Source organism: Flavobacteriales bacterium (genome assembly GCA_020435415.1).
GTDB lineage: Bacteria > Bacteroidota > Bacteroidia > JACJYZ01 > JACJYZ01 > JACJYZ01.
This window is the reverse complement of the sequence record JAGQZQ010000014.1, coordinates 1-26,057: the sequence shown is the minus strand read 5'-3', so window position 1 is coordinate 26,057 and position 26,057 is coordinate 1. Positions and strand designations below refer to the sequence as shown.

The window sequence follows — 26,057 nt, the reverse complement described above, 5'->3', positions numbered from 1 at the left end:
ATATGACCAGAAAGGAACTTGTAAAACAAATTCGATCCAAGCGTTCATTCCTTTGTGTAGGACTTGATCCTGACCTGGAGAAAATGCCGCGGCACCTTTTGATCGAACCTGATCCTTTGTTTGCTTTTAACAAAGCGGTGATAGATGCCACCTTGCCTTATGCGGTTGCTTATAAGCCCAATCTGGCTTTTTATGAGGCACACGGCAAAAAAGGCTGGGAAAGTCTGCGTAAAACTGTGGAGTACCTCCCGAAAGATGTCATGACCATTGCGGATGCCAAACGAGGGGATATCGGAAATACATCCGGCCTTTATGCCCGGGCGTTCTTTGAGGAAATGCCATTCCATGCCATTACGGTTGCTCCTTACATGGGAGAAGACAGTGTGCGGCCCTTTTTGGAATATGACAACAAATGGGTGATTCTTCTTGCCCTGACATCCAACAAAGGAGCTGATGATTTTCAACACCTTAAGGTCGATGGGATTCCACTCTATAAAAAGGTTTTAAAGGCATCATCTGCCTGGGGCACCGCAGATAATATGATGTATGTGGTAGGTGCTACCCAGGCTGCATATCTGGAAGAGATCCGCCGGGAGATTCCTGATCATTTTTTGCTCGTTCCGGGCGTGGGTGCACAGGGAGGAAGTCTGGATGAAGTCGCCCGCTACGGTATGAATAAAGATGTCGGCCTTCTGGTAAATAGCTCCAGATCTATCCTCTACGCCGGTAAGGGTGAAGACTTCGCTGAAAAATCTGCGGAAGAAGCCAGACGTATGCAAACAGAAATGGCCGCATTGATGGATACTTTTACTCCGGTTGGCTGATCCGGATTTCACAGAAAACCTTTTGACTAAACTTACACCATCACTTTTTGTGTTCGGTTATTGACTAATTTCGGGACACCGGGATGGATGCCATCCCGCAGAGGGCATTGTTGAACTTGTTTGATACGGGGACAATGCCCATGTCCATTACCTTACCCGAATCCATCGACGAAGCATTCATCGCCTTCGTCTGGGAAAATCAATTACTTCCTTCCCCTAATCTTTTACTTCACGGTGGAAAAGCTTGCTCGGTTGTGCAACCAGGAAGGCGAAATGATCATGCCGGTCCGGATTTTACCGAAGCCCGTATCCGCGTGGGTAACATCACCTGGGCGGGTCATGTTGAGATACACGTTCGTTCATCTGATTGGGTGCGTCACCAACACCAGTGCGATCCGGCTTATAACAATGTGATCCTTCACGTGGTTTGGGTTCATGATACGGAGGTGCGTTCGGCCAATGGACGTATACCGGAAGTGTTTGAAATCCGGAAGTGGATCAGTGATGATGTCCTTTCCCGTATGAACAGGCTTCATTTTGCAAAATCCGGATTGCCATGCGGAAATGCGATACATCAGGTCTCTGCCGTTGAGGCAATTTCGTGGCTTGACCGTATGATGGTGGAACGTCTGGAACATCGGATTTCTGTTTGGAAGACCTTGATCAAATTATGCGGGGATTGGGATGAGGCCATATACCGGATGTTGTGCAGAAGCTTCGGTTTTCATGTCAATGCATTGCCTTTTCAATGGCTGGCGCAACGCCTGCCGTTGAAGGTGATCCAGAAGAAAAGACATGACCTGATGATGATCGAGGCGGCCTTGTTCGGTACTGCCGGTTTGCTTCCGCCCCAATCTTCACATCCATATGTATCTGGCCTCATAGAAAAGTATCAATATTGGCTTACCATCCAAAAGACCCCAATGATGGACGGCCATGTGTGGAAGTTCCTGCGGATGAGACCATATAATTTCCCGACATTCCGCATGGCCCAGCTGGCAGCGCTGTTGTATGCCATACCTTCATTTTCCGGACTGGTGCGGGATACGGAAAAGGTACACGACCTTCTTGAAAAACTGGAGTTAAACGCATCCCCGTTTTGGAAAGAACACTGGCATTTCAAACAAAACACAAAGCCACATGCTACCTGTATTGGTGTAAACGCAAGGATTGGAATTGTGGTAAATACGATGGCTCCTGCCTTGTTTGCCATGGGTGAGGCCTATGAACAACAAGCATGGAAGGAAAGAGCATTGAACTGGTTACAGGTATTAAAACCGGAAGACAATCACATTACAAGGATGTTTTGTCAATCACCACTGGAACCGGTTCATAGTGGACATTCCCAGGCATTGTTTCACTTGCATGACAAATATTGTCAACAAAAAAAGTGCTTAATTTGCAACGTCGGTTCGGCGTATCTGAGGGCCAAGGAGCATCCGCCCGACACAGCCTGTTAACCCCTGACCATGAAACGTTTTTCAAGAATCCTGTTCGCTTTTTTATTGCTGTTCTTTATTGCAACGCTTGGTGTTTCAGGGTATATGATCCTGGAGGGCTATTCATTTGCCGATGCGCTTTACATGACCGTGATCACGGTGTCGACTGTCGGGTTCAGAGAAGTGGGTGACCTGTCACAATCCGGCAGAATTTTTACCATCGTCCTGATTGTAACAAGTTTTGGTACATTTGCTTACGCTGTTTCCGCGGTTACCGTATTTGTAGTGGAAGGGGAATTTCAGCGTTTTTTTAAAGATCAGAAGTTGACCAGGGAAATTCAAAAACTGAATAATCATGTGGTGATCTGTGGTTTCGGAAGAAATGGCAGACAAGCAGCAGCGCAACTGCAGGCGCATGGACAACCCTATATTGTGATAGAACAAAAGGAAGAGTCATTATCCGTTATCCGTGAACACAGTGAACACCTGGTGCTGGAAGGTGATGCTACACAAGATGAGGTGCTTGAAGAAGCACGCATTGGGCATGCCCGTGCCCTGATCACTACACTGCCAAAAGACGCGGATAACTTGTTGGTTGTCCTGACCGCACGCGGCATGAATAAGGACCTGATGATCATTAGCCGTGCTTCAGATGAACATTCCGACAAAAAGCTTAAAAGGGCCGGTGCTGATAACGTGATTATGCCGGATAAGATAGGTGGGGCACATATGGCGTCTCTGGTGGTAAAACCGGATGTCATTGAGTTTATCGACTATATCGTCGGTCAATATTCCCTCAGCACGAATCTGGAAGAAATATCATTTGAAAACCTTCCCGAGGATCTGCGCAATAAAACCATAAGTGAACTGGAGATCAGAAAAAGATCCGGCGCCAATATTGTCGGGTTCAGAACTTCACAAGGTGCTTTTGTGATCAACCCATCTCCTGAAACAAGGATCGAGTCCAACTCCAAAGTGTTTGTGCTGGGAACCCCGGAACAAGTGGGAAAACTCAAGGATATTCTATTAAAGGTTTAATGAGCAAGGCATTGAAGATATTGGTAACAGGCAGCAACGGGCTGTTGGGACAGAAGATCATTCATGCGCTGATGAATGATCCGGACATCAACCTGTTTGCTACCTCGAAGGGTGAAAACAGGATCAGTGACCAATCAGGGTATGTTTACTATCCCATGGATATTACGGATCCGAATGAAGTGACCCGTGTTTTTGATATGGTTAAACCGGATGTTGTCATCAATACAGCAGCCATGACCAATGTGGATGCCTGTGAAAAAGATCAGGAATTGTGCTGGAAGATCAATGTGGATGCGGTTGGAAATATGCTCGAAGCATGCAAACCACATAAAGCACACTTTATACATCTCTCCACCGATTTTGTATTTGATGGAAAGAACGGGCCATACAAGGAAGAGGATGCCGTTGGGCCATTAAGTCACTATGCCCGCTCCAAGGTTGCATCGGAAGCGTTGGTGATGAAATCATCGTTGCCATGGGCCATTGCACGCACCATCATTATCTATGGCGTGGCGGAAGGGATGAGCCGATCCAATATTGTATTATGGGTGAAACAGGCCCTTTCAAGCGGAGAGACCCTACGTATAGTAAACGACCAGTACCGAATGCCTACTTTGGCGGAGGACCTTGCTGATGCCTGCATCCGAATAGCAAAACGAAAAGCCACCGGAATTTTTCATGTGTCGGGTGATGAGATGATGAACATGGTGGAGCTGGCACAACAGGTGGCAGACTTCTTTGGTGGAGATAAAAGCCTGATCACGGAGATAGAAACCTCGTCACTTAACCAGGCTGCAGAAAGACCTCCCGTAACAGGGTTTGTGCTGGATAAGGCGAAGAAGGAACTGGGTTATAAACCCCATTCATTTCAGGAAGGCCTCCGGATTCTATCGGAACAATTGAAGAAAATGCCGGTCGGTTAAGCTTGGTCGTTTCATCCAAATTGAGCTATATTTGACCCGGAACAAAAATCCCCAAACATGCGATTAAATAAAATCAACTTACTGATTTCTGGAATTCTTATTGCCCTAAGCCTGTCCACTTTTGCACAGGATCCGGAAGCAATTGATACGGTTCAGAAATCATTTGATCAGCGTATCGATGATGCCTTAACGCCTGCTTCTAATGCCATTACCAATTTTATATTTACAACAATTCCGATCACTTCCTCTAAAGAAGTCCCTTTTGTTTTAATTTGGCTGGTTCTGGGAGCGATTGGCTTTACCATATATATGGGCTTTATCAACCTTCGGGGTTTTCCGCTGTCCCTATCCATTGTTCGGGGGAAATACGATGATCCGAATGACAAGGGAGAGGTTTCTCACTTCCAGGCACTCACGGCAGCCCTCTCAGGAACGGTTGGTTTAGGAAATATTGCCGGTGTAGCTATCGCAATCACCGTTGGGGGCCCAGGTGCAACGTTCTGGATGATTGTTGCGGGGTTGTTGGGGATGTCATCCAAGTTTGTAGAATGTACACTGGGTGTTATATACAGGAAAATTGATGATAACGGGGTGGTTTCCGGTGGACCTATGTACTATCTGAAACAAGGCCTGAAAGAAAAAGGAATGGGTGGATTTGGTGCCGTGCTGGCTGTGATATTTGCGATATGCTGTATCGGTGGTTCATTTGGCGGAGGTAATATGTTCCAGGTTAATCAGGCATGTCAACAATTTATCAATATTACCGGAGGCCCGGATAGCATCATTTCGGGTGGTGGTCGCTGGATATTTGGGTTGGTTATGGCTGCCCTCGTTTTTATCGTTATTGTGGGTGGTATTAAGGGTATTGCGAAGGTCACGGATAAGATCGTTCCATTTATGTGCGGTCTTTACGTACTGGCTGCTCTTATTGTGATCATGGGGCATTTCAGTGAGATTCCATTGGCATTCTCTTTGATCTTTGAAGGCGCCTTTTCTCCTTCGGCAGCACTTGGTGGATTTATTGGTGTATTGATCACCGGTTTTCAAAGGGCGGCATTTTCAAATGAGGCGGGAATTGGTTCTGCTTCAATTGCACACGCTGCTGTAAAAACCAATGAGCCGGTAACCGAAGGGTTGGTCGCACTCCTGGAACCTTTCATTGATACTGTTGTGGTTTGCACAATGACGGCTTTGGTCATTGTAATCACTGGTTTCTATTCGTCCGCGGAAACCGATGGTATTACGCTTACTTCCCATGCTTTTGAAAGTGTCATTCCTGGCAGCAGGTATGTGCTTGGTGTGGCAGTTGTGCTTTTCGCATTTTCAACAATGATATCATGGTCCTACTACGGATTAAAGGCATGGACCTTTTTGTTTGGTGATACAAAGGCCATGGATTTGACGTATAAATTGATCTTTTTGCTATTCGTAGTTTTCGGATCCGCGATGAATATGAATAGCGTGGTCGGGTTCTCGGATGCCATGATCTTTGCCATGTGCTTTCCCAATGTGTTAGGTCTGGTTATTCTTGCACCAGTTGTGAAGAATCAACTGAATTCATTTGTGTCCAGGATCAAATCCGGGGAGATCAAGCAATATAAGTAGGTCTGGAAGCAGACATTTTTTCATTCAGAGGGCATTTTATGAAGCATGCATCCATTTCGCAAGCTCGTCCTCGAGTACCACAGCTATACCAATGGTGAAAAGCGTGGCCTGATCATTCTGGCCACACTCATTCTTTTTCTATGGGCTGTAATTGAATGGTGGCCGGACCCCAAACCACCGGAATTACCATCGAATTTGCAGGAGCATGCATTGATAAAGCAACAAGCGCATGGCCCGGATCCCGAAAAATCTTTAACGCTGACAGATTCCTCAGGTGAGGTAAATCCGGCCCCAAGTGCAAAATACCGGATTTCCCAGCGCAGCGTCCGTAAACAGGAAGTGAAACCGGATCCCGTTGAAATCAATACCGCTTCGGCAGAAACATTTCAGAAACTTCCAGGTATCGGTTCCGTGCTTTCCGGACGCATTGTGAAATACCGGGATCTGCTCGGAGGGTTTAGCAATATCAATCAGCTGTATGAGGTATATGGCCTTGACTCTGCTGTGGTTAACCAAAATAAAAAACTGATGAAACTGGAAGTTGTTCCGGAGCCACACCTCCACTTGAATGATTCGGATTTCCGAACGCTGTTGCGACATCCGTATTTCTCTCTTGAACTTGTGAAATCAATTGCCAACAGCAGACGTGATTCGCCGTTTCAGAACAATGCCGAGCTTGTGGAAAGGGGATTGGTAACCCCGGAATTATATGCTAAAATTGCACCTTATTTAATAGCACTATGATATCAGATCAGCTTAAAGCCGCTATCAGGGATGTACCTGACTTCCCCAAGCCGGGCATCATGTTCAAAGACATCACGCCCGTTTTTCTTGATCCGGTACTTTGTGGGGAGATTACCAAGGCCATGAAGGAGTTGGTCTCGCATCTCTCCATTGATGCTGTCGTTTCAATTGAAAGCCGTGGGTTCATGTTCGGTTTTATGCTGGCGCAGGCGATGAATGTGCCCTTCGTACCCGTTCGCAAAGTGGGAAAGCTCCCTTATGAAACGGTAACACAGCAGTATGAACTGGAATACGGATTTGCTGAGGTGGAAATGCATGTGGATGCGATCCGGTCAGGCTGGAAAGTTCTCATCCATGACGACCTTTTAGCAACCGGAGGAACAGCATCTGCCACCGCTCAATTGGTGGAAAGAATGGGAGGGAGCGTTTCCGCTTTCGTTTTTTTGATACATTTGTCGTTTCTGAGTGGAAATAGCAAGCTGGTTGCCTTTTCGGAGCACACCTACAGTCTTGCAGAATATTAATTTATGATGAATTTCGAACTGAGCGAGAATCAGCGCATGATCGCTGATATGATTCGTGACTTTGGGGACAAGCATATTCGTCCCAATCTGATGAAGTGGGATGAATCCCAGGAATTTCCCATTGAAGTGTTTAAGAAGTTGGGTGAACTCGGCCTGATGGGGGTCTTGGTGCCAACTGAATATGGCGGATCAGGACTAACCTACAAGGATTATGTGGTTGTGGTTTCCGAGATTGCCCGCATATGTGGCTCAATTGGACTATCCACCGCAGCGCATAATTCCTTATGCACCGGGCACATCCTGCAGTTTGCCAATGAGGAGCAAAAGAAGAAATGGCTTCCAAAGTTGGCATCCGGTGAATGGATCGGAGCCTGGGGGTTGACTGAGACCAATACAGGATCCGATGCCGGGAATATGCTGACCACCGCGGTGGAAGATGGGGATCATTATGTGATCAACGGAAGTAAAAACTTCATCACGCATGGTAAGTCAGGTGACGTTGCGGTTGTTATCGTCAGAACAGGGGAGAAAGGCGATCGCAAGGGAACCACGGCCTTCGTGGTTGAAAAAGGTACGCCGGGTTTTTCTGCTGGAAAAAAGGAGGACAAACTGGGCATGCGTGCGTCGGAAACAACGGAGCTGATCTTTGATAATTGCCGTGTTCATAAAGACAATATCCTGGGTGAAGTAGGTGACGGTTTCGTACAGGCCATGAAAGTGCTTGATGGTGGCAGGATATCTATCGCCTCGTTGTCATTGGGCATTGCCAAAGGCGCTTTGGATGCTTCGTTGAAATACGCAAAGGAACGACACCAGTTCAATCAGCCGATATCTAACTTTCAGGGCATTGCCTTTAAGTTGGCCGATATGAGAACAGAAGTGGAGGCGGCTGAATTGTTGACTTTCCAGGCTGCCGCTAAGAAGGATGCGGGTGAAGTTGTAACCACACTGGCTGCAATGGCCAAGTATTATGCATCGGAAGTGTCTGTCCGTGTTTCTACAGAAGCTGTGCAGATTTTCGGTGGGTATGGATATACAAAAGAGTTTCCGGTAGAGAAGTTTTACCGTGATTCCAAACTGTGCACCATCGGCGAAGGAACATCTGAAATACAAAAACTGGTCATCGCACGGGAGATATTGAAGGTTTAGAGTTTAAGGTTCGAGGGTTCTTGGCAACCGTAAACTTTCTTGCTGTGTTGCATGTTTAAAACTGTTGTCTTATCTTTGCGCTCCTAATTATTGTATAGAAAGGTCGACATATGATTATTATACCTGTAAAAGAAGGCGAAAACATTGAGAAGGCACTCAAGAAGTTCAAAAAGAAATTTGAGCGTACGGGTGTGGTGCGGGAATTAAGAGACCGTCAAACTTTCACAAAGCCTTCTGTAGACCGGCGTCAAAAGAAATTGAAAGCTGTCTACAAGGAGAAAATGAAAGACCAGTTCGCCAGCAACTAGAGCTTCCTGAAAGCCCCTGCATCTTCCAAAACTTTTTCGTAAATTTAACGTTGAAGAAGATGTACGCTCACTTGAAGCTTTTATGTCGCTTACCCGGTTCCTGAAATATATTGAAATTGAGAAGCGTTATTCCCCTCACACGCTTTCTTCCTATAAAAAGGACTTACAACAATTTTCTGATTACCTCATTCGGACTTACGAGACTGTAGAGTTGTCTTCCGTAAGACATGGCATGATCCGGTCGTGGCTCGCTGAGCTGTCCGAGAGCGGCTTGACAGCTTCATCCATCAATCGGAAAATCTCATCCCTAAGAAGTTATTATAAGTATCTGCAGCGCCATCATGGATTTGAAGGAGATCCTATGTCCAAAGTGGTGGCTCCCAAGAAACCAAAGCGGCTTCCGGTATTTGTAGAAGCATCTTCTATGGACCGGATATGGTCCGAGGTTCAATTTGATGATGGCTTTCCCGGAAAGCGTGATCAACTAATACTGGAATTGCTTTATGCCACCGGAATGCGGTTGGCGGAACTGGTGTCTTTGTGTGATGAAGATGTAGATCGTTTTCAGTCACAGATAAAAGTGCTGGGTAAAAGGAATAAAGAACGGATTATACCGGTTTCTCCTCAAGTCATAGATGCAATCCTGGCGTACCAACAAGTGCGTGACACCCATACTGATAATAAAAGTCATGGAAGGCTGCTTACCCTGAATAATGGAAAACCCTTGTATCCGAAGTTTGTATACAGGTTGGTGCATAACACATTGGGGCAGGTTTCCACAATTACTACCAAAAGTCCACATGTTCTCCGTCATACATTTGCGACACACCTGCTAAATAACGGAGCAGACCTGAACGCTATCAAAGAGTTGCTCGGGCATGCAAGTCTGGCTGCAACACAAGTGTATACCCACAATACCGTAGATAAATTGAAGTCTATTTATAAACAAGCCCATCCCAGGGCATAATACCTGACGCGTATGAATTTAAAGATCCATTCCATTCATTTTGACGCTGATCACAAGCTAGTTGCGTTTGTTCAGGAACGAATTGATAAACTCCAGCAGTATTTTGACAACATTATTGGTGGAGAAGTGTATTTGCGAATTGAAAAAGGAAACAACGGCATCGATAATAAGGTAGCCGAGATTCGCTTGAATATTCCCGGAAGGGAGTTGTTTGCCAAGAAACATGCCAAGTCATTTGAAGAATCAACCGATGTTGCGGTTGAGGCTTTACGGCGCCAGATCAAGCGTTACAAGGAGAAAGTCCGCAAGGTCTGAGAGCTCCGATAGAGAAATCAAACTGTCAAACCCCGGTCGTAAGGCCGGGGTTTTTCTTTTGTCTTTACGTATTTTTTTTAACCTCAGTGTTGTATGCAGCGAATCTTTTTCATAGATTTGCAGTTCTTTTTTGGAAAGGAATTGTTTAAGAATTGTAAAGCATTGAGTACCAGCATAAATGCCGATGTAGCTCAGCTGGCCAGAGCAGCTGATTTGTAATCAGCCGGTCGGGGGTTCGAATCCCTCCATCGGCTTTCGTTCTTAGTCATAAACAACCTACAAAAAAGGGGGAGATACCGAAGCGGTCAAACGGGGCAGACTGTAAATCTGTTGGCTTTCGCCTTCGTAGGTTCGAATCCTGCTCTCCCCACTTGGGCCTCGTTCTTCGAATATTTTCGAAGGGATTTTAAGCGGGAGTAGCTCAGTTGGCTAGAGCATCAGCCTTCCAAGCTGAGGGTCGCGGGTTCGAATCCCGTTTCCCGCTCAAGACGGGGCTCAGTAGCCGATGTAGCTCAGTGGTAGAGCACTTCCTTGGTAAGGAAGAGGTCATGGGTTCAAGTCCCATCATTGGCTCAGGGATGCAACGCTGATGAGGTTGCGGACCCAATGTCTGCCATGTATGAGAAATGTACAGGGCGAAAGAAAGTGTCTTGCAGGTTAAAGGCCTGAAGTATTTTGTTGAAATAGGAAAGTTTTTTTAACCAACATTAAGTAAGTATAGTCATGGCAAAAGAAAAATTCGAACGGACCAAACCCCACGTGAACATTGGTACGATTGGTCACGTTGACCACGGAAAAACCACACTTACGGCAGCAATTACAACTGTGCTGGCCAGTAAGGGACTTTCAGAACTGCGGTCGTTTGACTCGATCGACAATGCACCTGAAGAAAAAGAGCGTGGTATCACGATCAACACCTCTCACGTTGAGTACCAAACTGCAAACCGTCACTACGCCCACGTGGATTGCCCAGGTCACGCCGACTATGTGAAGAACATGGTAACTGGTGCTGCGCAAATGGACGGTGCCATTCTCGTGGTAGCTTCTACAGATGGTCCGATGCCACAGACTCGCGAACATATCCTTCTTGCCCGTCAGGTTGGTGTACCTCGTATCGTTGTTTTCATGAACAAAGTAGACATGGTAGACGATCCTGAACTGTTGGATCTCGTTGAAATGGAAATCAGAGAGCTGCTTTCTTTCTACGAATTTGACGGTGACAATACCCCGATCATCCGTGGTTCTGCCCTTGGTGGTTTGAATGGTGATGAAAAATGGGTTGACAAAATCATGGAACTTATGGCCGCAGTGGATGACTACGTTCCGGTTCCCAAGCGTGATGTTGAAAAGCCATTCCTGATGCCCGTTGAGGACGTGTTCTCAATCACAGGTCGTGGTACCGTTGCTACCGGTAAGATCGAAACCGGTGTGATCAACGTGAGTGAAGAGGTTGAGATCGTAGGTATGCAGGAAGAAAAACTGAAATCAACCGTTACTGGTGTTGAGATGTTCAGAAAACTCCTCGACCGCGGTGAAGCTGGTGACAACGTAGGTCTTCTGCTTCGTGGTATCGATAAGAATGATATCCGTCGTGGAATGGTTATCGCAAAACCAGGTTCTATCACTCCTCATACAGAATTTAAAGCTGAGGTTTATGTATTGAAGAAAGAAGAAGGTGGTCGTCATACCCCTTTCCATAACAAATACAGACCACAGTTCTATTTCAGAACAACGGATGTTACCGGTGAGATCATGCTGCCAGAAGGTCGTGAAATGGTAATGCCCGGTGATAACGTGACGATCGATGTAAAATTGATCGTTCCTGTAGCCATGGACAAAGGACTGCGTTTCGCCATCCGTGAAGGTGGTAGAACCGTTGGTGCCGGCCAGGTTGTTGAGATTGTAAAATAATTAGCCATGATTAGACGGTGAAGGTGTGCTGTTTGCACACCTTTGCCTGTCTCTGAGTGGATTAAGATTTACGGGTGTAGCTCAATTGGTAGAGCAATGGTCTCCAAAACCATAGGTTGGGAGTTCGAGTCTCTCCACCCGTGTTAACATTGATAAAGTGGGTCTAAAAGCATACCTGGAAGAAACAGTTGATGAGCTGGTACACAAAGTGTCCTGGCCCACCTGGAGCGAACTGCAAAGCAGCGGCATCATCGTGATGATCGCTTCTGTTCTGATTGCAGTGGCCGTATTGATCATGGATGTCGTTTTCGGAATCAATCCGGGCGGAATCTTCGGATGGAACGGCGTCTTCGGCCTTTTTTATGGTATTGATAGCTAATTAAGTAACCAGTAATCGTGTCCCAGGCACTTCATATGAGCCAAACTGAAAATAGCGAAAAAAAGTGGTACGTTGTTCGTGCGGCCAGTGGTAAGGAAAAGAAGGTTAAGGATTATATCGAGTCTGAAGTAAGCAGGCTGGGCCTGGCGGATTATATTTCACAAGTTCTGATACCCACTGAAAAAGTATATCAGATACGAAAAGGAAAGAAAGTAAGTAAAGAGCGTAACTTCTTCCCGGGATACATTCTGGTGGAAGCCAATCTTGTAGGAGAGATTCCTCACGTATTGAAAAACATACCCGGAGTGATGGGTTTTCTTGGTAACAGGGGTGAGGCAGTTCCACTGCGCATGTCTGAAGTAAACAGGATTCTGGGTAAAGTGGATGAACTGGCGGAAAGTGAAGAGGAAATCACGGTTCCTTTCATCGTAGGGGAAACAGTGAAGGTGATCGACGGACCATTCAACAGCTTCAGCGGAGTGATTGAGGAGATCAATGACGAGAAAAAGAAACTGAAGGTAATGGTGAAAATATTCGGGCGTAAAACGCCACTCGAATTGAGTTACATGCAAGTGGAAAAAGAATCTTAACGAATTAGTTAATACACATTATGGCAAAGGAAGTTTCAGGCCTGATTAAGCTTCAGGTAAAAGGTGGCGCCGCAAATCCCGCCCCGCCCATCGGACCCGCACTGGGTGCCAAGGGTGTGAACATCATGGATTTCTGCAAGCAGTTCAACGCAAGAACGCAGGATCAACCGGGTAAGGTGCTTCCGGTTATCATCACGGTCTATACGGATAAGTCATTTGAATTTATCATCAAGACCCCACCTGTTGCCGTGCAACTCAAGGAAGTGAGCAAGCAAAAATCAGGAAGCCCGGAGCCCAACCGTAAAAAGGTGGCTACCGTTAGCTGGGATCAAGTTAGAAAGATCGCTGAAGATAAAATGCCTGACCTGAATGCCTTCACCGTAGAGTCTGCCATGAAAATGGTGGCCGGTACCGCAAGAAGTATGGGAATCAATGTAAGTGGTGGAAACGCCCCCGCTTAATTTATTATAATATCGAACACGTCAAGATCATGGCAAGGATCAGTAAAAAACGAAAGGAAGCACTGTCGAAAATTCAACCCGGTCAGCAATACCAATTGAACGATGCAGTGAAATTGGTGAAGGAAGTGACCAAAGCGAATTTTGATGCGTCAGTGGATCTGGCCGTCAGATTGGGTGTGGATCCCCGTCAGGCCAATGAAATGGTAAGAGGAACCGTTACCCTGCCTCATGGGCTCGGTAAGGAAGTTCGTGTACTGGTTCTTTGCACAGCCGACAAAGAAGAAGAAGCAAAGAAAGCGGGCGCGGATCATGTAGGCCTTGACGACTATATCGAAAAGATCAAAACCGGATGGACCGATATCGATGTGATCATCACCATGCCAAGTGTGATGGCCAAAATCGGTGCCCTCGGTAAAATACTCGGCCCCAGAGGCCTCATGCCTAACCCGAAAACAGGAACTGTTACGCCTGATGTGGGTAAAGCCGTTACAGAGGTAAAAGCGGGTAAAATTGATTTTAAAGTGGATAAGCAGGGAATTATCCACGCTTCCGTTGGCAAAGCTTCCTTCGAAGACCAAAAGTTATTCGAAAACGCCAGGGAACTGCTCCAGACCATTATTAAACTGAAACCGTCATCGGCTAAAGGGACATACCTGAAAAGTATTTCTCTTTCTTCTACCATGAGCCCCGGCATCGAGGTAGATACCAAGACGCTTGCAGAATAATAATGTTTCCCTGAACGAATTAATGCTTATAACCCATGAACAAGCAAGACAAAAATCAGGTAATAGACAGGTTGGCGGATAAGCTATCCGGTAACCCTCATTTTTACCTGACTGATATTTCCAATCTGACGGTTGAGGTCTCTAATCAACTGCGTAGGAAGTGCTTCGAAAAAGGGGTGAGCCTTGAGGTGGTGAAGAACAAGTTGTTGTTGAAAGCCATGGAACGTGCAAATGACGGCTATGCCGATCTGCATGCCATTCTAAACGGATCCACCTCAATCATGTTTTCCGAAACGGCCAATGTACCGGCCAAGATTATCAAGGAATTCAGAAAGGCACATGACAGACCAATTTTGAAGGCTGCTTATGTAGAAGAGTCCATCTACATAGGAGATGATCAGATCGAAACCCTGGCGACGCTCAAATCGAAAGAAGAGCTTGTCGGAGAAATTATCGCTCTGTTGCAATCTCCTGCGAAGAATGTGGTATCTGCATTGCAGTACGGGAAGAACACCATCGCTGGTTTATTAAAATCACTGGAGGAAAATCCTGTACAACCCAAAGCAGCAGCTGCACCTCAGGCAGCGACAGAAGCACCCGCAGCAGAAGCATCCGCAGCAGCTCCCCAGGGAGAAGCAGAGGAACAACCCGCTGAAGGTGGTGAAAGCGCACCTGAGAACAAACCGAGTGCGGAAAATGAGGCAGGTAGTGAAAAAAGTGAGTAAGCAATATCCAAAACAGTAATTCATCTTTAAAATCAATAAAAATGGCAGATCTTAAGGTTTTTGCAGATCAGTTGGTAAATCTGACTGTAAAAGAGGTTAGTGAACTTGCTCAGATCCTGAAGGACGAGTATGGTATCGAGCCGGCAGCCGCAGCAGTTGCTGTTGCAGGTGGCGTTGCAGGCGGTGCTGCAGATGCAGGTGCTGAGGCCAAGTCAGCGTTTGATGTAATCCTGAAATCAGGTGGCGCATCTAAACTTGCCGTTGTGAAGCTCGTGAAGGACCTCACCGGTCTTGGTTTGAAAGAAGCCAAGGACCTGGTTGACGGTGCCCCGAAACCGATCAAGGAAGGTGTTAGCAAAGACGAAGCAGAGTCTTTGAAACAACAGCTGGAAGAAGCAGGAGCCGAAGTTGAGCTCGCATAATTTAGCTTCTTTCAAGAAGATTTAGGTCAGGACTCCCCTTCTGAGAAGGGGAGTCTATGGCCTTTTCGTTCCTACGGTTCTTTTAACAATTTCAAAATCTTAGCCTGTGGCAGCGCCTGTGTCAAAGAAGAAAGCAGCAATTAACTTCTCTTCTACAAAAAACACCCTCGAGTACCCGGATTTTCTTGAAATCCAGTTGAAGTCTTTTAAAGAGTTCTTCCAACTCGAAACAACCCCTGAGAACCGTCGATCTGAAGGCCTGTTTAAGGTCTTCTCGGAAAATTTTCCGATTACCGACGCCAGAAACAACTTTGTACTCGAGTTCCTCGACTACTTTATCGATCCCCCCAGATATACCATTGAAGAATGTATCGAAAGGGGACTTACCCATAACGTACCCCTCAAGGCAAAGCTGAAGCTTTACTGCACGGACCCCGAACACGAGGACTTCGAAACCATCGTTCAGGATGTGTACCTGGGAATGATCCCTTACATGACCCCCAAAGGTTCGTTCGTGGTGAATGGTGCAGAACGTGTTGTCGTTTCTCAGCTTCACAGATCCCCGGGTGTATTCTTCGGTCAAAGCAGACATGCGAACGGCACCAAGCTCTATAGTGCCCGCGTGATCCCGTTCAAAGGTTCGTGGATCGAATTTGCCACGGACGTTAATGCGGTAATGTATGCGTACATCGATCGTAAAAAGAAATTACCCGTAACCACCCTGCTCAGGGCCATCGGCTATGAAAGTGATAAGGACATTCTTGAGATTTTCAATCTTGCGGATGAACTGAAGGTTTCCAAGACATCGCTGAAAAATTGCATCGGACGTAAGCTTGCTGCCCGTGTGCTTCGCTCATGGCTTGAAGATTTTGTGGATGAAGATACCGGCGAGGTTGTATCCATCGAACGGAATGAGATCATCCTTGACCGTGAGACAATCCTCGAAAAGGAACACCTGGATCAGATTCTCGAATCCGGAGCCAAAACCATCATCCTGCATAAGGAAGATGTGAACTCCGCAGATTTTGCTATCATATATAATACGCTTCAGAAGGATACTTCAAACTCTGAGAAGGAAGCCGTAGAGCATATCTACCGTCAGCTTCGTAATGCTGAGCCACCGGATGAAGAAACCGCCCGCGGCATCATTGAAAAATTATTCTTCTCTGAAACCCGATACGATCTGGGTGAGGTAGGACGGTATCGTCTGAACAAGAAACTCGGTCTGGATATAGATCCTGAACTGCGCGTTCTCTCCAAAGAAGATATCATCTTTATCATCAAGTACCTGATCGAACTGATCAACTCCAAGGCTGATGTGGATGATATCGATCACCTTAGCAATCGTCGTGTACGTACGGTAGGTGAGCAGCTGCACACACAGTTCGGCATCGGTCTTGCCCGTATGGCCAGAACGATCCGTGAAAGAATGAACGTCCGGGACAATGAGGTGTTCACACCTACTGACCTGATCAACGCCAAGACCTTGTCTTCCGTGATCAATTCGTTCTTCGGAACAAATCAGTTGTCACAGTTCATGGACCAAACCAACCCACTCGCTGAAGTAACCCACAAAAGAAGGCTTTCCGCCCTCGGACCAGGTGGTCTCTCCCGCGAACGTGCCGGCTTTGAGGTTCGTGACGTACACTATACCCACTACGGTCGTCTATGTACGATCGAAACACCGGAAGGTCCGAATATCGGTCTGATCTCTTCTTTGTGTGTGTATGCCAAGATCAATAAGCTTGGTTTTATCGAAACACCCTACCGCTCTGTTGAAAAAGGCAAGGTGAAACTGGCCCAGGATGTGGTGTACCTCAGCGCTGAAGAGGAAGACAGAAAGGTGATCGCACAGGCGAATGCCCCGATCAAAGATGATGGCGTCTTTACCAATAATCGGGTAAAGGCACGTTTTGAAGGTGACTTCCCGGTTGTGGAACCAAAGAATATCGACCTGATGGACGTAGCGCCGAACCAGATCGCATCGATTGCCGCATCACTTATTCCATTCTTGGAGCATGATGATGCCAACCGTGCGTTGATGGGATCGAACATGCAACGTCAGGCCGTGCCATTGCTCAGACCCCAGGCCCCTATCGTAGGTACCGGTCTGGAGCCCCTGGTAGCCCGCGACTCGCGCGTGCTGATCAACTCGGAAGGTGATGGTGTGGTTGAATATGTGGATGCGGAACGTATCAGTATCCGTTACATTCAGAGTGAAGAAGAAAAACTCGTGACGTTCGACGATGAGTTGAAATCATATTCCCTGACCAAATTCCAGAAGACCAACCAGAATACCTGCATCAACCTGAGACCGATCGTTGCGGTGGGTGAAAAGGTGAAACGCGGACAGGTGCTTTGTGAAGGATATGCAACCGAAGAAGGTGAACTGGCCCTCGGTCGGAACCTGATGGTGGCCTTCATGCCATGGAAAGGATACAACTTCGAGGATGCCATTGTGATCTCTGAAAAGGTGGTTCGTGAAGATATCTTCACCTCCATCCATATCGACGAATATGTACTGGAAGTACGCGACACAAAACGTGGACTTGAGGAATTGACCTCGGATATCCCTAATGTGAGTGAAGAAGCAACCAAGGATCTCGACGAAAATGGTCTGATCCGTGTCGGTGCCGAAGTGAAGGAAGGAGATATCCTTATCGGTAAGATCACTCCAAAAGGGGAAACAGATCCTTCTCCGGAAGAAAAACTGCTTCGTGCCATCTTCGGTGACAAAGCAGGTGATGTGAAGGACGCTTCGCTGAAAGCACCTCCCTCTGTGGAAGGTGTGGTGATCAACAAAAAGCTTTTCTCACGTGCATTGAAAGACCGTAAGGCACGCAATGCCGACAAAGCGCTGATCGAAAAGCTGGATGCTGAATACCAGAAGGAAGCCGGTGAACTGAAATCCAAACTGGTCGATAAATTGTTTGTGCTGGTAAGCGGCAAGGTCTCCAACGGTGTGACCACCATCTTCAAGGAAATGGTGATCCCCAAAGGAACCAAGTTCACGCAGAAGGCTCTGCAAAAGGTAGACTACACGCAAGTTGATCCAAGCGAATGGACACCTGATAAGAAGAAGAATGATCTTATCAAGCAGTTGTTACACAGTTATAGTATCAAGGCCAATGACCTGATGGGTCACTACAAGCGGAAGAAATTCCAGGTGACCGTTGGGGATGAACTGCCTACCGGTATCGTTCAACTCGCCAAGGTTTATATCGCTAAGAAGCGGAAACTGAAGGTAGGGGATAAGATGGCCGGACGTCACGGTAACAAGGGTATCGTAGCGAAGATCGTACGTGAGGAAGATATGCCGTTCCTGGAAGACGGAACGCCTGTCGACATCGTACTGAACCCGCTGGGTGTACCTTCCCGGATGAACCTCGGTCAGATCTATGAGACCGTTCTCGGATGGGCCGGACTGAAAACAGGCCAACGGTTCTATACCCCGATCTTCGACGGTGCTTCTATCGAAGAGATCGAAGAACACACCAAATCTGCCGGTATACCGTCTTTCGGTAAAACGTACCTGCACGATGGTGGCACAGGAGAGCGTTTCCAGCAGCCCACAACCGTAGGTGTGATCTACATGCTGAAACTGGGTCATATGGTGGATGATAAGATGCACGCACGTTCCATCGGACCATACTCTCTCATCACGCAACAACCTCTCGGCGGTAAAGCGCAGTTCGGTGGTCAGCGTTTCGGTGAGATGGAAGTCTGGGCACTGGAAGCATTCGGTGCATCCAATATCCTTCAGGAAATCCTGACGGTGAAGTCGGATGATGTGGTTGGAAGGGCAAAAGCCTACGAGTCTATCGTTAAGGGTGAAGCCATGCCGAAACCGGGTATCCCCGAATCGTTCAACGTACTGTTGCACGAATTGCGTGGCCTGGGTCTCGACGTGTCACTTGATCCCTGATCTGCGGCCGCCCCCATACTCGTTGACCTGAAGTAAAGTAGATTTATACAACTTATTAATATAGAGCACATGGCTTTCAAAAAAGACACTAAGTCCAGAAGCGAATTCTCGAAGATCGTCATTAGTCTTGCCTCTCCGGAAAGTATCCTGGAAAGGTCCAGCGGCGAAGTATTAAAGCCAGAGACCATCAACTACAGAACCTATAAGCCGGAACGTGATGGCTTGTTCTGTGAAAGGATCTTCGGACCGGTGAAAGACTGGGAGTGTCACTGCGGAAAGTATAAGCGTATCCGCTATAAGGGAATTGTCTGCGACCGTTGTGGTGTCGAAGTGACAGAGAAGAAGGTAAGACGCGAAAGAATGGGACATATTCAGTTGGTGGTGCCTGTGGCCCATATCTGGTATTTCAGATCCCTGCCGAATAAGATCGGTTATCTGCTGGGTTTACCTACGAAGAAGCTCGATAGTATCATTTATTACGAGCGTTATGTGGTGATCCAACCCGGGGTAAAAGAAGCCGACGGACTGGCTTACCTGGACTTTCTTACGGAAGAGGAATACCTGAACATCCTGGAGGAACTGCCGAAAGAAAACCAATACCTGGACGATACCGATCCGCAGAAGTTCATTGCGAAGATGGGAGCAGATGCATTGCATGATCTGCTTGCACGTTTGAACCTGGATGAACTGTCTTACAGTCTCCGTCACCAGGCCAACACTGAAACGTCTCAGCAACGGAAGAATGAAGCCCTGAAAAGATTGCAGGTAGTAGAAGCTTTCCGTCAATCACAAGAGCAAAAAGATAACAACCCGGAGTGGATGATCATCAAGGTGGTGCCTGTGATCCCGCCGGAACTGCGCCCACTTGTACCTCTGGATGGTGGCCGTTTTGCTACCTCGGATCTGAATGATCTCTACCGCCGTGTGATCATCAGGAACAACCGCCTCAAACGCCTGATCGAGATCAAGGCACCGGAGGTGATCCTGAGAAACGAGAAACGGATGCTTCAGGAAGCCGTGGATTCACTCTTCGACAACAGCCGTAAGGCCAGCGCCGTGAAGACGGAATCAAACCGCGCCCTGAAATCCCTTAGCGATAGCCTCAAAGGAAAACAAGGTCGCTTCCGTCAGAACCTTCTCGGTAAACGGGTTGACTACTCTGCACGTTCGGTGATCGTCGTAGGTCCTGAAATGAAACTGCACGAGTGCGGACTGCCAAAGAATATGGCTGCTGAGCTGTTCAAACCGTTCGTGATCCGTAAGCTGATCGAACGTGGTATTGTGAAAACAGTGAAATCCGCAAAGAAGATTGTGGACAGGAAGGATCCCGTTATCTGGGATATCCTCGAAAATGTACTGAAAGGCCATCCGGTTCTTCTGAACCGGGCCCCGACGCTTCACCGCCTCGGTATCCAATCCTTCCAGCCAAAACTTATTGAAGGAAAAGCCATTCAGCTTCACCCGCTCGTATGTTCGGCATTCAACGCCGACTTTGACGGTGACCAGATGGCCGTTCACGTTCCCCTCGGAAACGCGGCTATCCTGGAAGCTCAGCTGTTGATGCTGGCATCACACAACATCCTTAACCCCGCCAATGGTGCACCGATCACCGTACCATCGCAAGACATGGTATTGGGTCTGTACTACATGACCAAGAGTCGTGTGACGGATGAAGACCGTGCTATGATCGGTGAAGGTATGACGTTCTACTCACCCGAAGATGTGATCATCGCCTATAACGAAAAGGTGGTGGAACTTCACAGTGTGATCAAGGTGCGTACCGAGGTGAAGGAGAATAACGAACTGGTGACCAAACTGGTGGAAACCACTGTGGGTCGCGTACTGTTCAATCAGGTGGTACCTAAGGGCATCGGTTATATAGATGAACTGCTGACCAAGAAATCACTGCAGCGTATTATCTCCCGTATCATGAAGGAGACCAGCCTGGCCGATACCGCCCACTTCCTGGACGATATCAAATCTCTTGGCTTTATGGAAGCCTTCAAAGGCGGACTGTCTTTCAACCTGCTTGACGTGATCATCCCTGAAGACAAAGAGAAGATGATCGATGATGCACACCTGCAGGTGGATGATGTGATGAACTCCTACAACATGGGTTTCATCACCAACAACGAACGTTACAACCAGATCATCGATATCTGGACACATACCAATTCCCGTATCACCCAGAAACTGTTGAACACCCTTTCTACCGATAAGCAGGGTTTCAACCCGATCTACATGATGCTGGATTCCGGTGCACGGGGTTCGAAAGAGCAGATCCGTCAGCTGTCCGGTATGCGGGGTCTGATGGCCAAGCCGCAGAAGTCCGGATCAACCGGAGGTGAGATCATCGAGAACCCGATCATCTCCAACTTTAAGGAGGGACTGTCGATCCTTGAGTATTTCATCTCTACCCACGGTGCACGGAAAGGTCTTGCGGATACGGCCCTGAAAACGGCCGATGCCGGTTACCTGACCCGTCGTCTTGTTGACGTCGCACAGGATGTGGTGATCACCGAGCCGGATTGCGGAACGCTTCGCGGACTGGTAGCAACAGCACTGAAGAACAACGAAGAAGTAGTGGAAACACTCTACGACCGGATTCTCGGACGTACCTCGCTTCACGATATCTTTGATCCGATCACCGGTGAGCAAATTGCCAATTCAGGTGAAGAGATCAACGAAGAAATTGCACAGCGTGTTGAAGATTCTCCTATCGAACAGGTGGAAATCCGTTCGGTGCTGACATGCGAATCGAAGAAAGGTGTTTGCGCCCGCTGCTATGGCCGTAACCTGGCCACAAGCCGTATGGTACAGATGGGTGAAGCCGTAGGTGTGATCGCTGCTCAGTCGATCGGTGAGCCTGGAACACAGTTGACACTGCGTACCTTCCACGTGGGTGGTACCGCGAGTAAGATCGCTTCTGAATCCCAGTTGACTGCAAAGTATGACGGGATCGTGGAAATTGATGAACTCCGGTTTGTTGCCAAGAATGATGGCGATAAGAAGTACGATGTGGTGATCGGTCGTTCTGCGGAACTCCGTATTGTTGATCCGAACACACGTATTGTGCTGATGACCGGTAACATTCCTTATGGTGCCCTGTTGTATGTGAAACCCGGCTCAAAGGTGGCCAAAGGTGATCTGATCTGTGACTGGGATCCTTATAACGCCGTAATCATCTCCGAATTCGACGGGGTGCTGGAGTTTGAGAACATCGAAGAAGGCATCACGTTCAAGGAAGAGTCCGACGAGCAAACAGGCTACAAGGAAAAAGTGATCGTTGAGAGCAAGGATAAAACCAAGAACCCAACCATCCGGATCACAACCGGAAAGAAGGGCGCCGATCCTCTCAAAAACTATAACATCCCGGTAGGTGCACACATTATGGTGAACGACAAGGATAAGACCAAATCAGGTGATATCCTTGTGAAGATCCCGCGTGCCACCCGTAAGTCCGGTGACATCACGGGAGGTCTGCCTCGTGTGACCGAACTGTTCGAAGCACGGAACCCGTCTAACCCAGCCGTGGTATCCGAGATCGACGGCATCGTGTCCTTTGGTAAGATCAAGCGCGGTAACCGTGAAATCATCATCGAATCCAAGACCGGTGAAGTGAAGAAGTATCTGGTGCCACTTTCCAAGCACATCCTGATCCAGGAGAATGACTTCGTGAAAGCTGGTGAGCCATTGTCTGACGGTGCCATCACACCATCCGATATCCTGTCCATCAAAGGTCCGACCAAGGTGCAGGAATACCTGGTGAACGAGGTACAGGAAGTATACCGTTTGCAGGGTGTGAAGATCAATGACAAACACTTTGAGGTGATCGTGCGTCAGATGATGCGTAAGGTTGAAATTCAGGATCCGGGTGATACCCGCTTCCTGGAAAGACAACTGGTTAACAAGACCGAGTTTACTGAGGAGAACGACTGGATCTTCGGAAAGAAGGTGGTTGTTGAAGGCGGTGATTCCGAAACCTTCAAAGCAGGTCAGATCATCAGCGCACGTAAACTGCGTGATGAGAACTCCATGCTGAAGAGGAAAGATAAGAAGCCGGTGGAAGCAAGGGATGCCGTTCCGGCAACTTCAAGCTCTATCCTGCAAGGTATCACACGTGCATCGCTGCAAACAGAAAGCTGGATTTCCGCTGCATCGTTCCAGGAAACCACGAAGGTACTCAACGAAGCTGCTGTCAGCGCCAAGATCGACTACCTGCGCGGACTGAAAGAGAACGTGATCGTAGGACACCGTATCCCGGCAGGTACCGGTATCCGTGCCTATGAGAAGATCGTGGTTGGTTCCAGGGAAGACTACGAAGCGTTGACATCAGGCAGAGAGGCCTCTAAGGAGGAAGCGGTCGCCGAAGAAACCAAGTAATATGGCTGATAATAAAAATGTACAGGACGAAAACCAGCTGAACATTGAGCTGTCGGAAGATGTGGCGGAAGGAACCTATTCCAACCTCGCCATCATCACCCACTCGAATTCAGAGTTCGTACTGGACTTTATAAAGGTGATGCCGGGTGTACCCAAGGCTCGCGTCAAATCCCGTATCCTGCTCACGCCACAGCATGCCAAGCGCCTGCTGAAGGCGATGAAGGAGAACCTCGACAAGTTCGAGTCGGTACATGGCGAGATCAAGGACACCGAGGCAGGCCATGCGGTGCCGATGAACTTCGGTGGCCCCACGGCGCAAGCCTGATCATCCATCATAATAATGTAAAAAGCCCTGGTTGTTGACCGGGGCTTTTTTGTATCAGGATGGTTGATTGTGCTTTTTAAAGGAGTATTTCTTAGGATTTCACCTGTGTAACCCTTTGCTCCCAATGTCCTTCAAGAAAAGCGATAAGGCTATAGAGCGAGGCAGCCGCTTTCGGCGACCAGACGATATGTCTTTTCATTTATCATCTACCTGCCCTCGAATTTTGAGAATACTTTTTCGTGAGGAATACCCTCACCATTGTCAAGCTGCCCCATCGCTTCTTCAATCTCTGCTTTCTGTTCATCCTCCAGTGTGTCCCATCCATCTTGTGCCGGTACCCTTAATAGGATAGCATATAAGGCTGATAAGACGGAGTGATCGGAAATACCGTCTATAAGTCTGCAAAGATTGGATTTAAGCTCTGCGGTGCTCATATTCAAATGATAACGAAATGCAGAGGAATATGTTCAGCGTTATTGAGAAAGTATGTGTACTTATTGATTAGAGATGGCTAACGAGGGCAACGAATCTTACATGTCCGTCGTTTAGGTATTTTATTGCCCACGCTATTCTAATCTAAATAATTTAATAACACACTGTTCTGAACTCAAGTCGTAATTGGTTAAAAAAAGGCGTTGGTGCCCTGGTGATGATATTCATATTTATGAATGTTGTGGCCATTTTTCATTCCTATAAATTCACTCATTTCGCGGATAGCGGAACGCAAAAAACCAATTCACCTCAGGAGCTGAGTTCATTGGAGAAAGTGCAAACCCTGTTATTTGGGATCAGTAATCCGCGACCGGAAAACAAGACGCTTCCCGGGAAACCCTATGAGACGGTATTGCTGAAAAGCAATAGGGATATAGAATGCTGGAGCATAACGGCGGAAAATCCAAAAGGAACGATTATCCTGTTTCACGGGTTTAGTGGACAAAAATCCTCCATGCTGGACAAGGCAGATATTTTCCGGGAGTTGGGTTCCAGTACTTTCTTGGTTGATTTCATGGGCTCAGGTGGATCTGAGGGTAACCAAACCACTATTGGCTTTATGGAAGGAGAGCAAGTCAAGTCTTGTGTTGATTACCTTACACAGAAAGGAGAGCAAAACATTTATTTGTTCGGGACTTCAATGGGTGCAGTTGCAATAATGAAGGCCATGAATGATTACGAGATGAGTCCAAAAGGAATCATACTCGAATGTCCGTTCGGGTCGATGTATCAAACGGTTTGTGCAAGATTTGAAGCAATGAATACACCTACCTTTCCTATGGCAGGTCTCCTTGTTTTTTGGGGTGGCGTTCAAAATGGATTTTGGGCATTCGGACATAACCCTGTCAGTTACGCCAGAAAGATCAATTGTCCAACACTATTGCTTTACGGGGCAAAGGATAAGAAAGTGAGTAGAGCCGAAATAGATGAAATATTCGCAAACCTGGGCGGGATGAAAGAAGTAAACATTTACCCGGAGGCCGGGCATGAAAATTACTTAATAAGGTATAAGGAGCAATGGACGCAGGACATCAGTGAGTTCCTCGATTAGGATGTTCACCTGGAATATTCAAACCTTTAAGTAATCGCCGGGTAATTTCAATATCTTGGTAAACAAAAATCCTCCACTTTTATCAGTTGATATAAATATTTGCACATACGGTGAAAAGATCAATGATCTCCATATTGCACATCCTGTTTTTCCTGAAAGGCTTTTGTCAGCAATCAGATTCCCTGAAAATCAACCTGGACGTTGTTTTTAATAACCGTCCGGTTACTCTCAATGATTCCGTATATCATATCCAAAACGGTCATGGCATTAAACTTGAGACCCTGAAGTTTTATCTCTCCGGCATTCAGTTGCTTCAAAATGGAAAGGTGGTCTATTCCGAAAAGAACAGTTATCACCTCGTGGATGTTTCCAGGGATGGTTCCCGGAAGCATTTACTGCAAACAACTGACCAGTTCACCTTTGATCAGGTGAGATTTAACCTGGGCATAGACAGTACTACGAATGTTTCCGGCGCGATGGGCGGTGACCTTGATCCTACCAAAGGAATGTACTGGACCTGGCAAAGTGGTTATGTGAATTTTAAAATGGAAGGAACGTCCGGTGCTTCTGATAAGCGTTTTGAATTTCACCTGGGTGGATACCAGCATCCGTTCAGTTCTTTACAGATCATCACGTTGGATGTTCCTGCAAAGCGTGATGTGAACCTGATGCTGGACCTGGGGCAATTTTTTAAGGAGGTAGACTTGTCCGGACAAAAAAACATCATGTCGCCATGTGCAGAAGGCGTGACCCTTTCTCAACAATTGGCCCATTGCTTCGGAGTCAAATGAAAAGGTATTTCATCGTTCTGACCGGCCTCTTTCTGCTAGCG

General features: G+C 47.2%; 24 protein-coding genes and 5 tRNA genes. 28 read left to right on the top strand and 1 reads right to left on the bottom strand.

Annotated elements, in window-relative coordinates; all coding sequences use genetic code 11:
• The first annotated feature begins 2 nt into the window (after nucleotides 1-2).
• The 26 genes from pyrF to KDD36_04155 all read left to right on the top strand — a co-directional run bounded on the left by pyrF (nucleotide 3) and on the right by KDD36_04155 (nucleotide 23,682).
• Nucleotides 3-824 (top strand): orotidine-5'-phosphate decarboxylase, encoded by an 822-nt coding sequence (gene pyrF, locus KDD36_04280; GenBank protein MCB0395841.1) that lies wholly within the window; start codon nucleotides 3-5, stop codon nucleotides 822-824.
• A 140-nt stretch (nucleotides 825-964) separates the two neighbouring features.
• On the top strand, nucleotides 965-2,284 hold the full coding sequence (locus KDD36_04275) for a DUF2851 family protein (protein MCB0395840.1): 1,320 nt from the start codon (nucleotides 965-967) through the stop codon (nucleotides 2,282-2,284).
• A gap of 9 nt (nucleotides 2,285-2,293) precedes the next feature.
• Complete coding sequence (locus KDD36_04270) at nucleotides 2,294-3,301, top strand: potassium channel protein (GenBank protein ID MCB0395839.1); 1,008 nt, start codon at nucleotides 2,294-2,296, stop codon at nucleotides 3,299-3,301.
• 11 nt (nucleotides 3,302-3,312) lie between these two features.
• Entirely contained in the window at nucleotides 3,313-4,224 is a 912-nt protein-coding gene (locus tag KDD36_04265; protein MCB0395838.1) for an NAD(P)-dependent oxidoreductase, read from the top strand.
• Nucleotides 4,225-4,281: 57 nt separating this feature from the next.
• On the top strand, nucleotides 4,282-5,829 hold the full coding sequence (locus KDD36_04260; GenBank protein ID MCB0395837.1) for an alanine:cation symporter family protein: 1,548 nt from the start codon (nucleotides 4,282-4,284) through the stop codon (nucleotides 5,827-5,829).
• Between the two features lie 45 nt (nucleotides 5,830-5,874).
• Nucleotides 5,875-6,573, top strand: a complete 699-nt coding sequence (locus KDD36_04255; GenBank protein ID MCB0395836.1) for a helix-hairpin-helix domain-containing protein — start codon at nucleotides 5,875-5,877, stop codon at nucleotides 6,571-6,573.
• Entirely contained in the window at nucleotides 6,570-7,097 is a 528-nt protein-coding gene (locus tag KDD36_04250; protein ID MCB0395835.1) for an adenine phosphoribosyltransferase, read from the top strand. Before KDD36_04255 ends, KDD36_04250 begins: the two co-directional genes overlap by 4 nt.
• A 6-nt stretch (nucleotides 7,098-7,103) precedes the next feature.
• Nucleotides 7,104-8,246 carry an acyl-CoA dehydrogenase gene (locus KDD36_04245; protein MCB0395834.1) on the top strand — a complete coding sequence of 381 codons (1,143 nt, stop codon included), beginning with the start codon at nucleotides 7,104-7,106 and terminating at the stop codon, nucleotides 8,244-8,246.
• Nucleotides 8,247-8,356: 110 nt separating this feature from the next.
• On the top strand, nucleotides 8,357-8,554 hold the full coding sequence (locus tag KDD36_04240) for a 30S ribosomal protein S21 (protein ID MCB0395833.1): 198 nt from the start codon (nucleotides 8,357-8,359) through the stop codon (nucleotides 8,552-8,554).
• Between the two features lie 82 nt (nucleotides 8,555-8,636).
• Nucleotides 8,637-9,521 carry a tyrosine-type recombinase/integrase gene (locus tag KDD36_04235; GenBank protein MCB0395832.1) on the top strand — a complete coding sequence of 295 codons (885 nt, stop codon included), beginning with the start codon at nucleotides 8,637-8,639 and terminating at the stop codon, nucleotides 9,519-9,521.
• A gap of 12 nt (nucleotides 9,522-9,533) precedes the next feature.
• Complete coding sequence (gene raiA / locus KDD36_04230; GenBank protein ID MCB0395831.1) at nucleotides 9,534-9,836, top strand: ribosome-associated translation inhibitor RaiA; 303 nt, start codon at nucleotides 9,534-9,536, stop codon at nucleotides 9,834-9,836.
• A gap of 180 nt (nucleotides 9,837-10,016) precedes the next feature.
• A tRNA-Thr gene (locus KDD36_04225) sits at nucleotides 10,017-10,090 on the top strand.
• 33 nt (nucleotides 10,091-10,123) lie between these two features.
• Nucleotides 10,124-10,206 (top strand) — tRNA-Tyr (locus tag KDD36_04220).
• A 40-nt stretch (nucleotides 10,207-10,246) separates the two neighbouring features.
• Nucleotides 10,247-10,320, top strand: a tRNA-Gly gene (locus KDD36_04215).
• A gap of 17 nt (nucleotides 10,321-10,337) precedes the next feature.
• Nucleotides 10,338-10,409: transfer RNA gene (locus KDD36_04210), tRNA-Thr, on the top strand.
• Between the two features lie 150 nt (nucleotides 10,410-10,559).
• Entirely contained in the window at nucleotides 10,560-11,747 is a 1,188-nt protein-coding gene (gene tuf / locus KDD36_04205; GenBank protein ID MCB0395830.1) for an elongation factor Tu, read from the top strand.
• 70 nt (nucleotides 11,748-11,817) lie between these two features.
• A tRNA-Trp gene (locus tag KDD36_04200) sits at nucleotides 11,818-11,890 on the top strand.
• A gap of 5 nt (nucleotides 11,891-11,895) precedes the next feature.
• A complete protein-coding gene (gene secE, locus KDD36_04195) occupies nucleotides 11,896-12,126 on the top strand; it encodes a preprotein translocase subunit SecE (protein ID MCB0395829.1) in 231 nt (76 codons plus the stop codon).
• Between the two features lie 35 nt (nucleotides 12,127-12,161).
• Nucleotides 12,162-12,716: a transcription termination/antitermination factor NusG gene (gene nusG / locus KDD36_04190; GenBank protein ID MCB0395828.1), complete on the top strand. Its 555-nt coding sequence runs from the start codon at nucleotides 12,162-12,164 to the stop codon at nucleotides 12,714-12,716.
• Nucleotides 12,717-12,736: 20 nt separating this feature from the next.
• Entirely contained in the window at nucleotides 12,737-13,177 is a 441-nt protein-coding gene (gene rplK / locus KDD36_04185) for a 50S ribosomal protein L11 (protein MCB0395827.1), read from the top strand.
• Between the two features lie 29 nt (nucleotides 13,178-13,206).
• Nucleotides 13,207-13,902 (top strand): 50S ribosomal protein L1, encoded by a 696-nt coding sequence (rplA, locus tag KDD36_04180; GenBank protein ID MCB0395826.1) that lies wholly within the window; start codon nucleotides 13,207-13,209, stop codon nucleotides 13,900-13,902.
• A gap of 35 nt (nucleotides 13,903-13,937) precedes the next feature.
• Nucleotides 13,938-14,627: a 50S ribosomal protein L10 gene (locus KDD36_04175; protein MCB0395825.1), complete on the top strand. Its 690-nt coding sequence runs from the start codon at nucleotides 13,938-13,940 to the stop codon at nucleotides 14,625-14,627.
• A gap of 41 nt (nucleotides 14,628-14,668) precedes the next feature.
• On the top strand, nucleotides 14,669-15,049 hold the full coding sequence (rplL, locus tag KDD36_04170; GenBank protein ID MCB0395824.1) for a 50S ribosomal protein L7/L12: 381 nt from the start codon (nucleotides 14,669-14,671) through the stop codon (nucleotides 15,047-15,049).
• Between the two features lie 118 nt (nucleotides 15,050-15,167).
• The gene (gene rpoB / locus KDD36_04165) at nucleotides 15,168-18,974 is read left to right on the top strand and encodes a DNA-directed RNA polymerase subunit beta (protein ID MCB0395823.1); all 3,807 of its coding nucleotides are present in this window, start codon (nucleotides 15,168-15,170) and stop codon (nucleotides 18,972-18,974) included.
• A 69-nt stretch (nucleotides 18,975-19,043) separates the two neighbouring features.
• The gene (gene rpoC, locus KDD36_04160; protein MCB0395822.1) at nucleotides 19,044-23,357 is read left to right on the top strand and encodes a DNA-directed RNA polymerase subunit beta'; all 4,314 of its coding nucleotides are present in this window, start codon (nucleotides 19,044-19,046) and stop codon (nucleotides 23,355-23,357) included.
• Between the two features lies 1 nt (nucleotide 23,358).
• Nucleotides 23,359-23,682, top strand: coding sequence for a DUF3467 domain-containing protein (locus tag KDD36_04155; GenBank protein MCB0395821.1), 324 nt, complete (start codon nucleotides 23,359-23,361; stop codon nucleotides 23,680-23,682).
• Between the two features lie 206 nt (nucleotides 23,683-23,888).
• On the opposite strand, the gene KDD36_04150 is transcribed toward KDD36_04155, so the two are convergent.
• Nucleotides 23,889-24,116 (bottom strand): hypothetical protein, encoded by a 228-nt coding sequence (locus KDD36_04150; GenBank protein ID MCB0395820.1) that lies wholly within the window; start codon nucleotides 24,114-24,116, stop codon nucleotides 23,889-23,891.
• 215 nt (nucleotides 24,117-24,331) lie between these two features.
• On the opposite strand from KDD36_04150, the gene KDD36_04145 reads away from it, so the two are divergent.
• On the top strand, nucleotides 24,332-25,225 hold the full coding sequence (locus tag KDD36_04145; protein MCB0395819.1) for an alpha/beta hydrolase: 894 nt from the start codon (nucleotides 24,332-24,334) through the stop codon (nucleotides 25,223-25,225).
• A gap of 110 nt (nucleotides 25,226-25,335) precedes the next feature.
• The gene (locus KDD36_04140; protein ID MCB0395818.1) at nucleotides 25,336-26,016 is read left to right on the top strand and encodes a hypothetical protein; all 681 of its coding nucleotides are present in this window, start codon (nucleotides 25,336-25,338) and stop codon (nucleotides 26,014-26,016) included.
• Nucleotides 26,017-26,057: the final 41 nt, after the last annotated feature.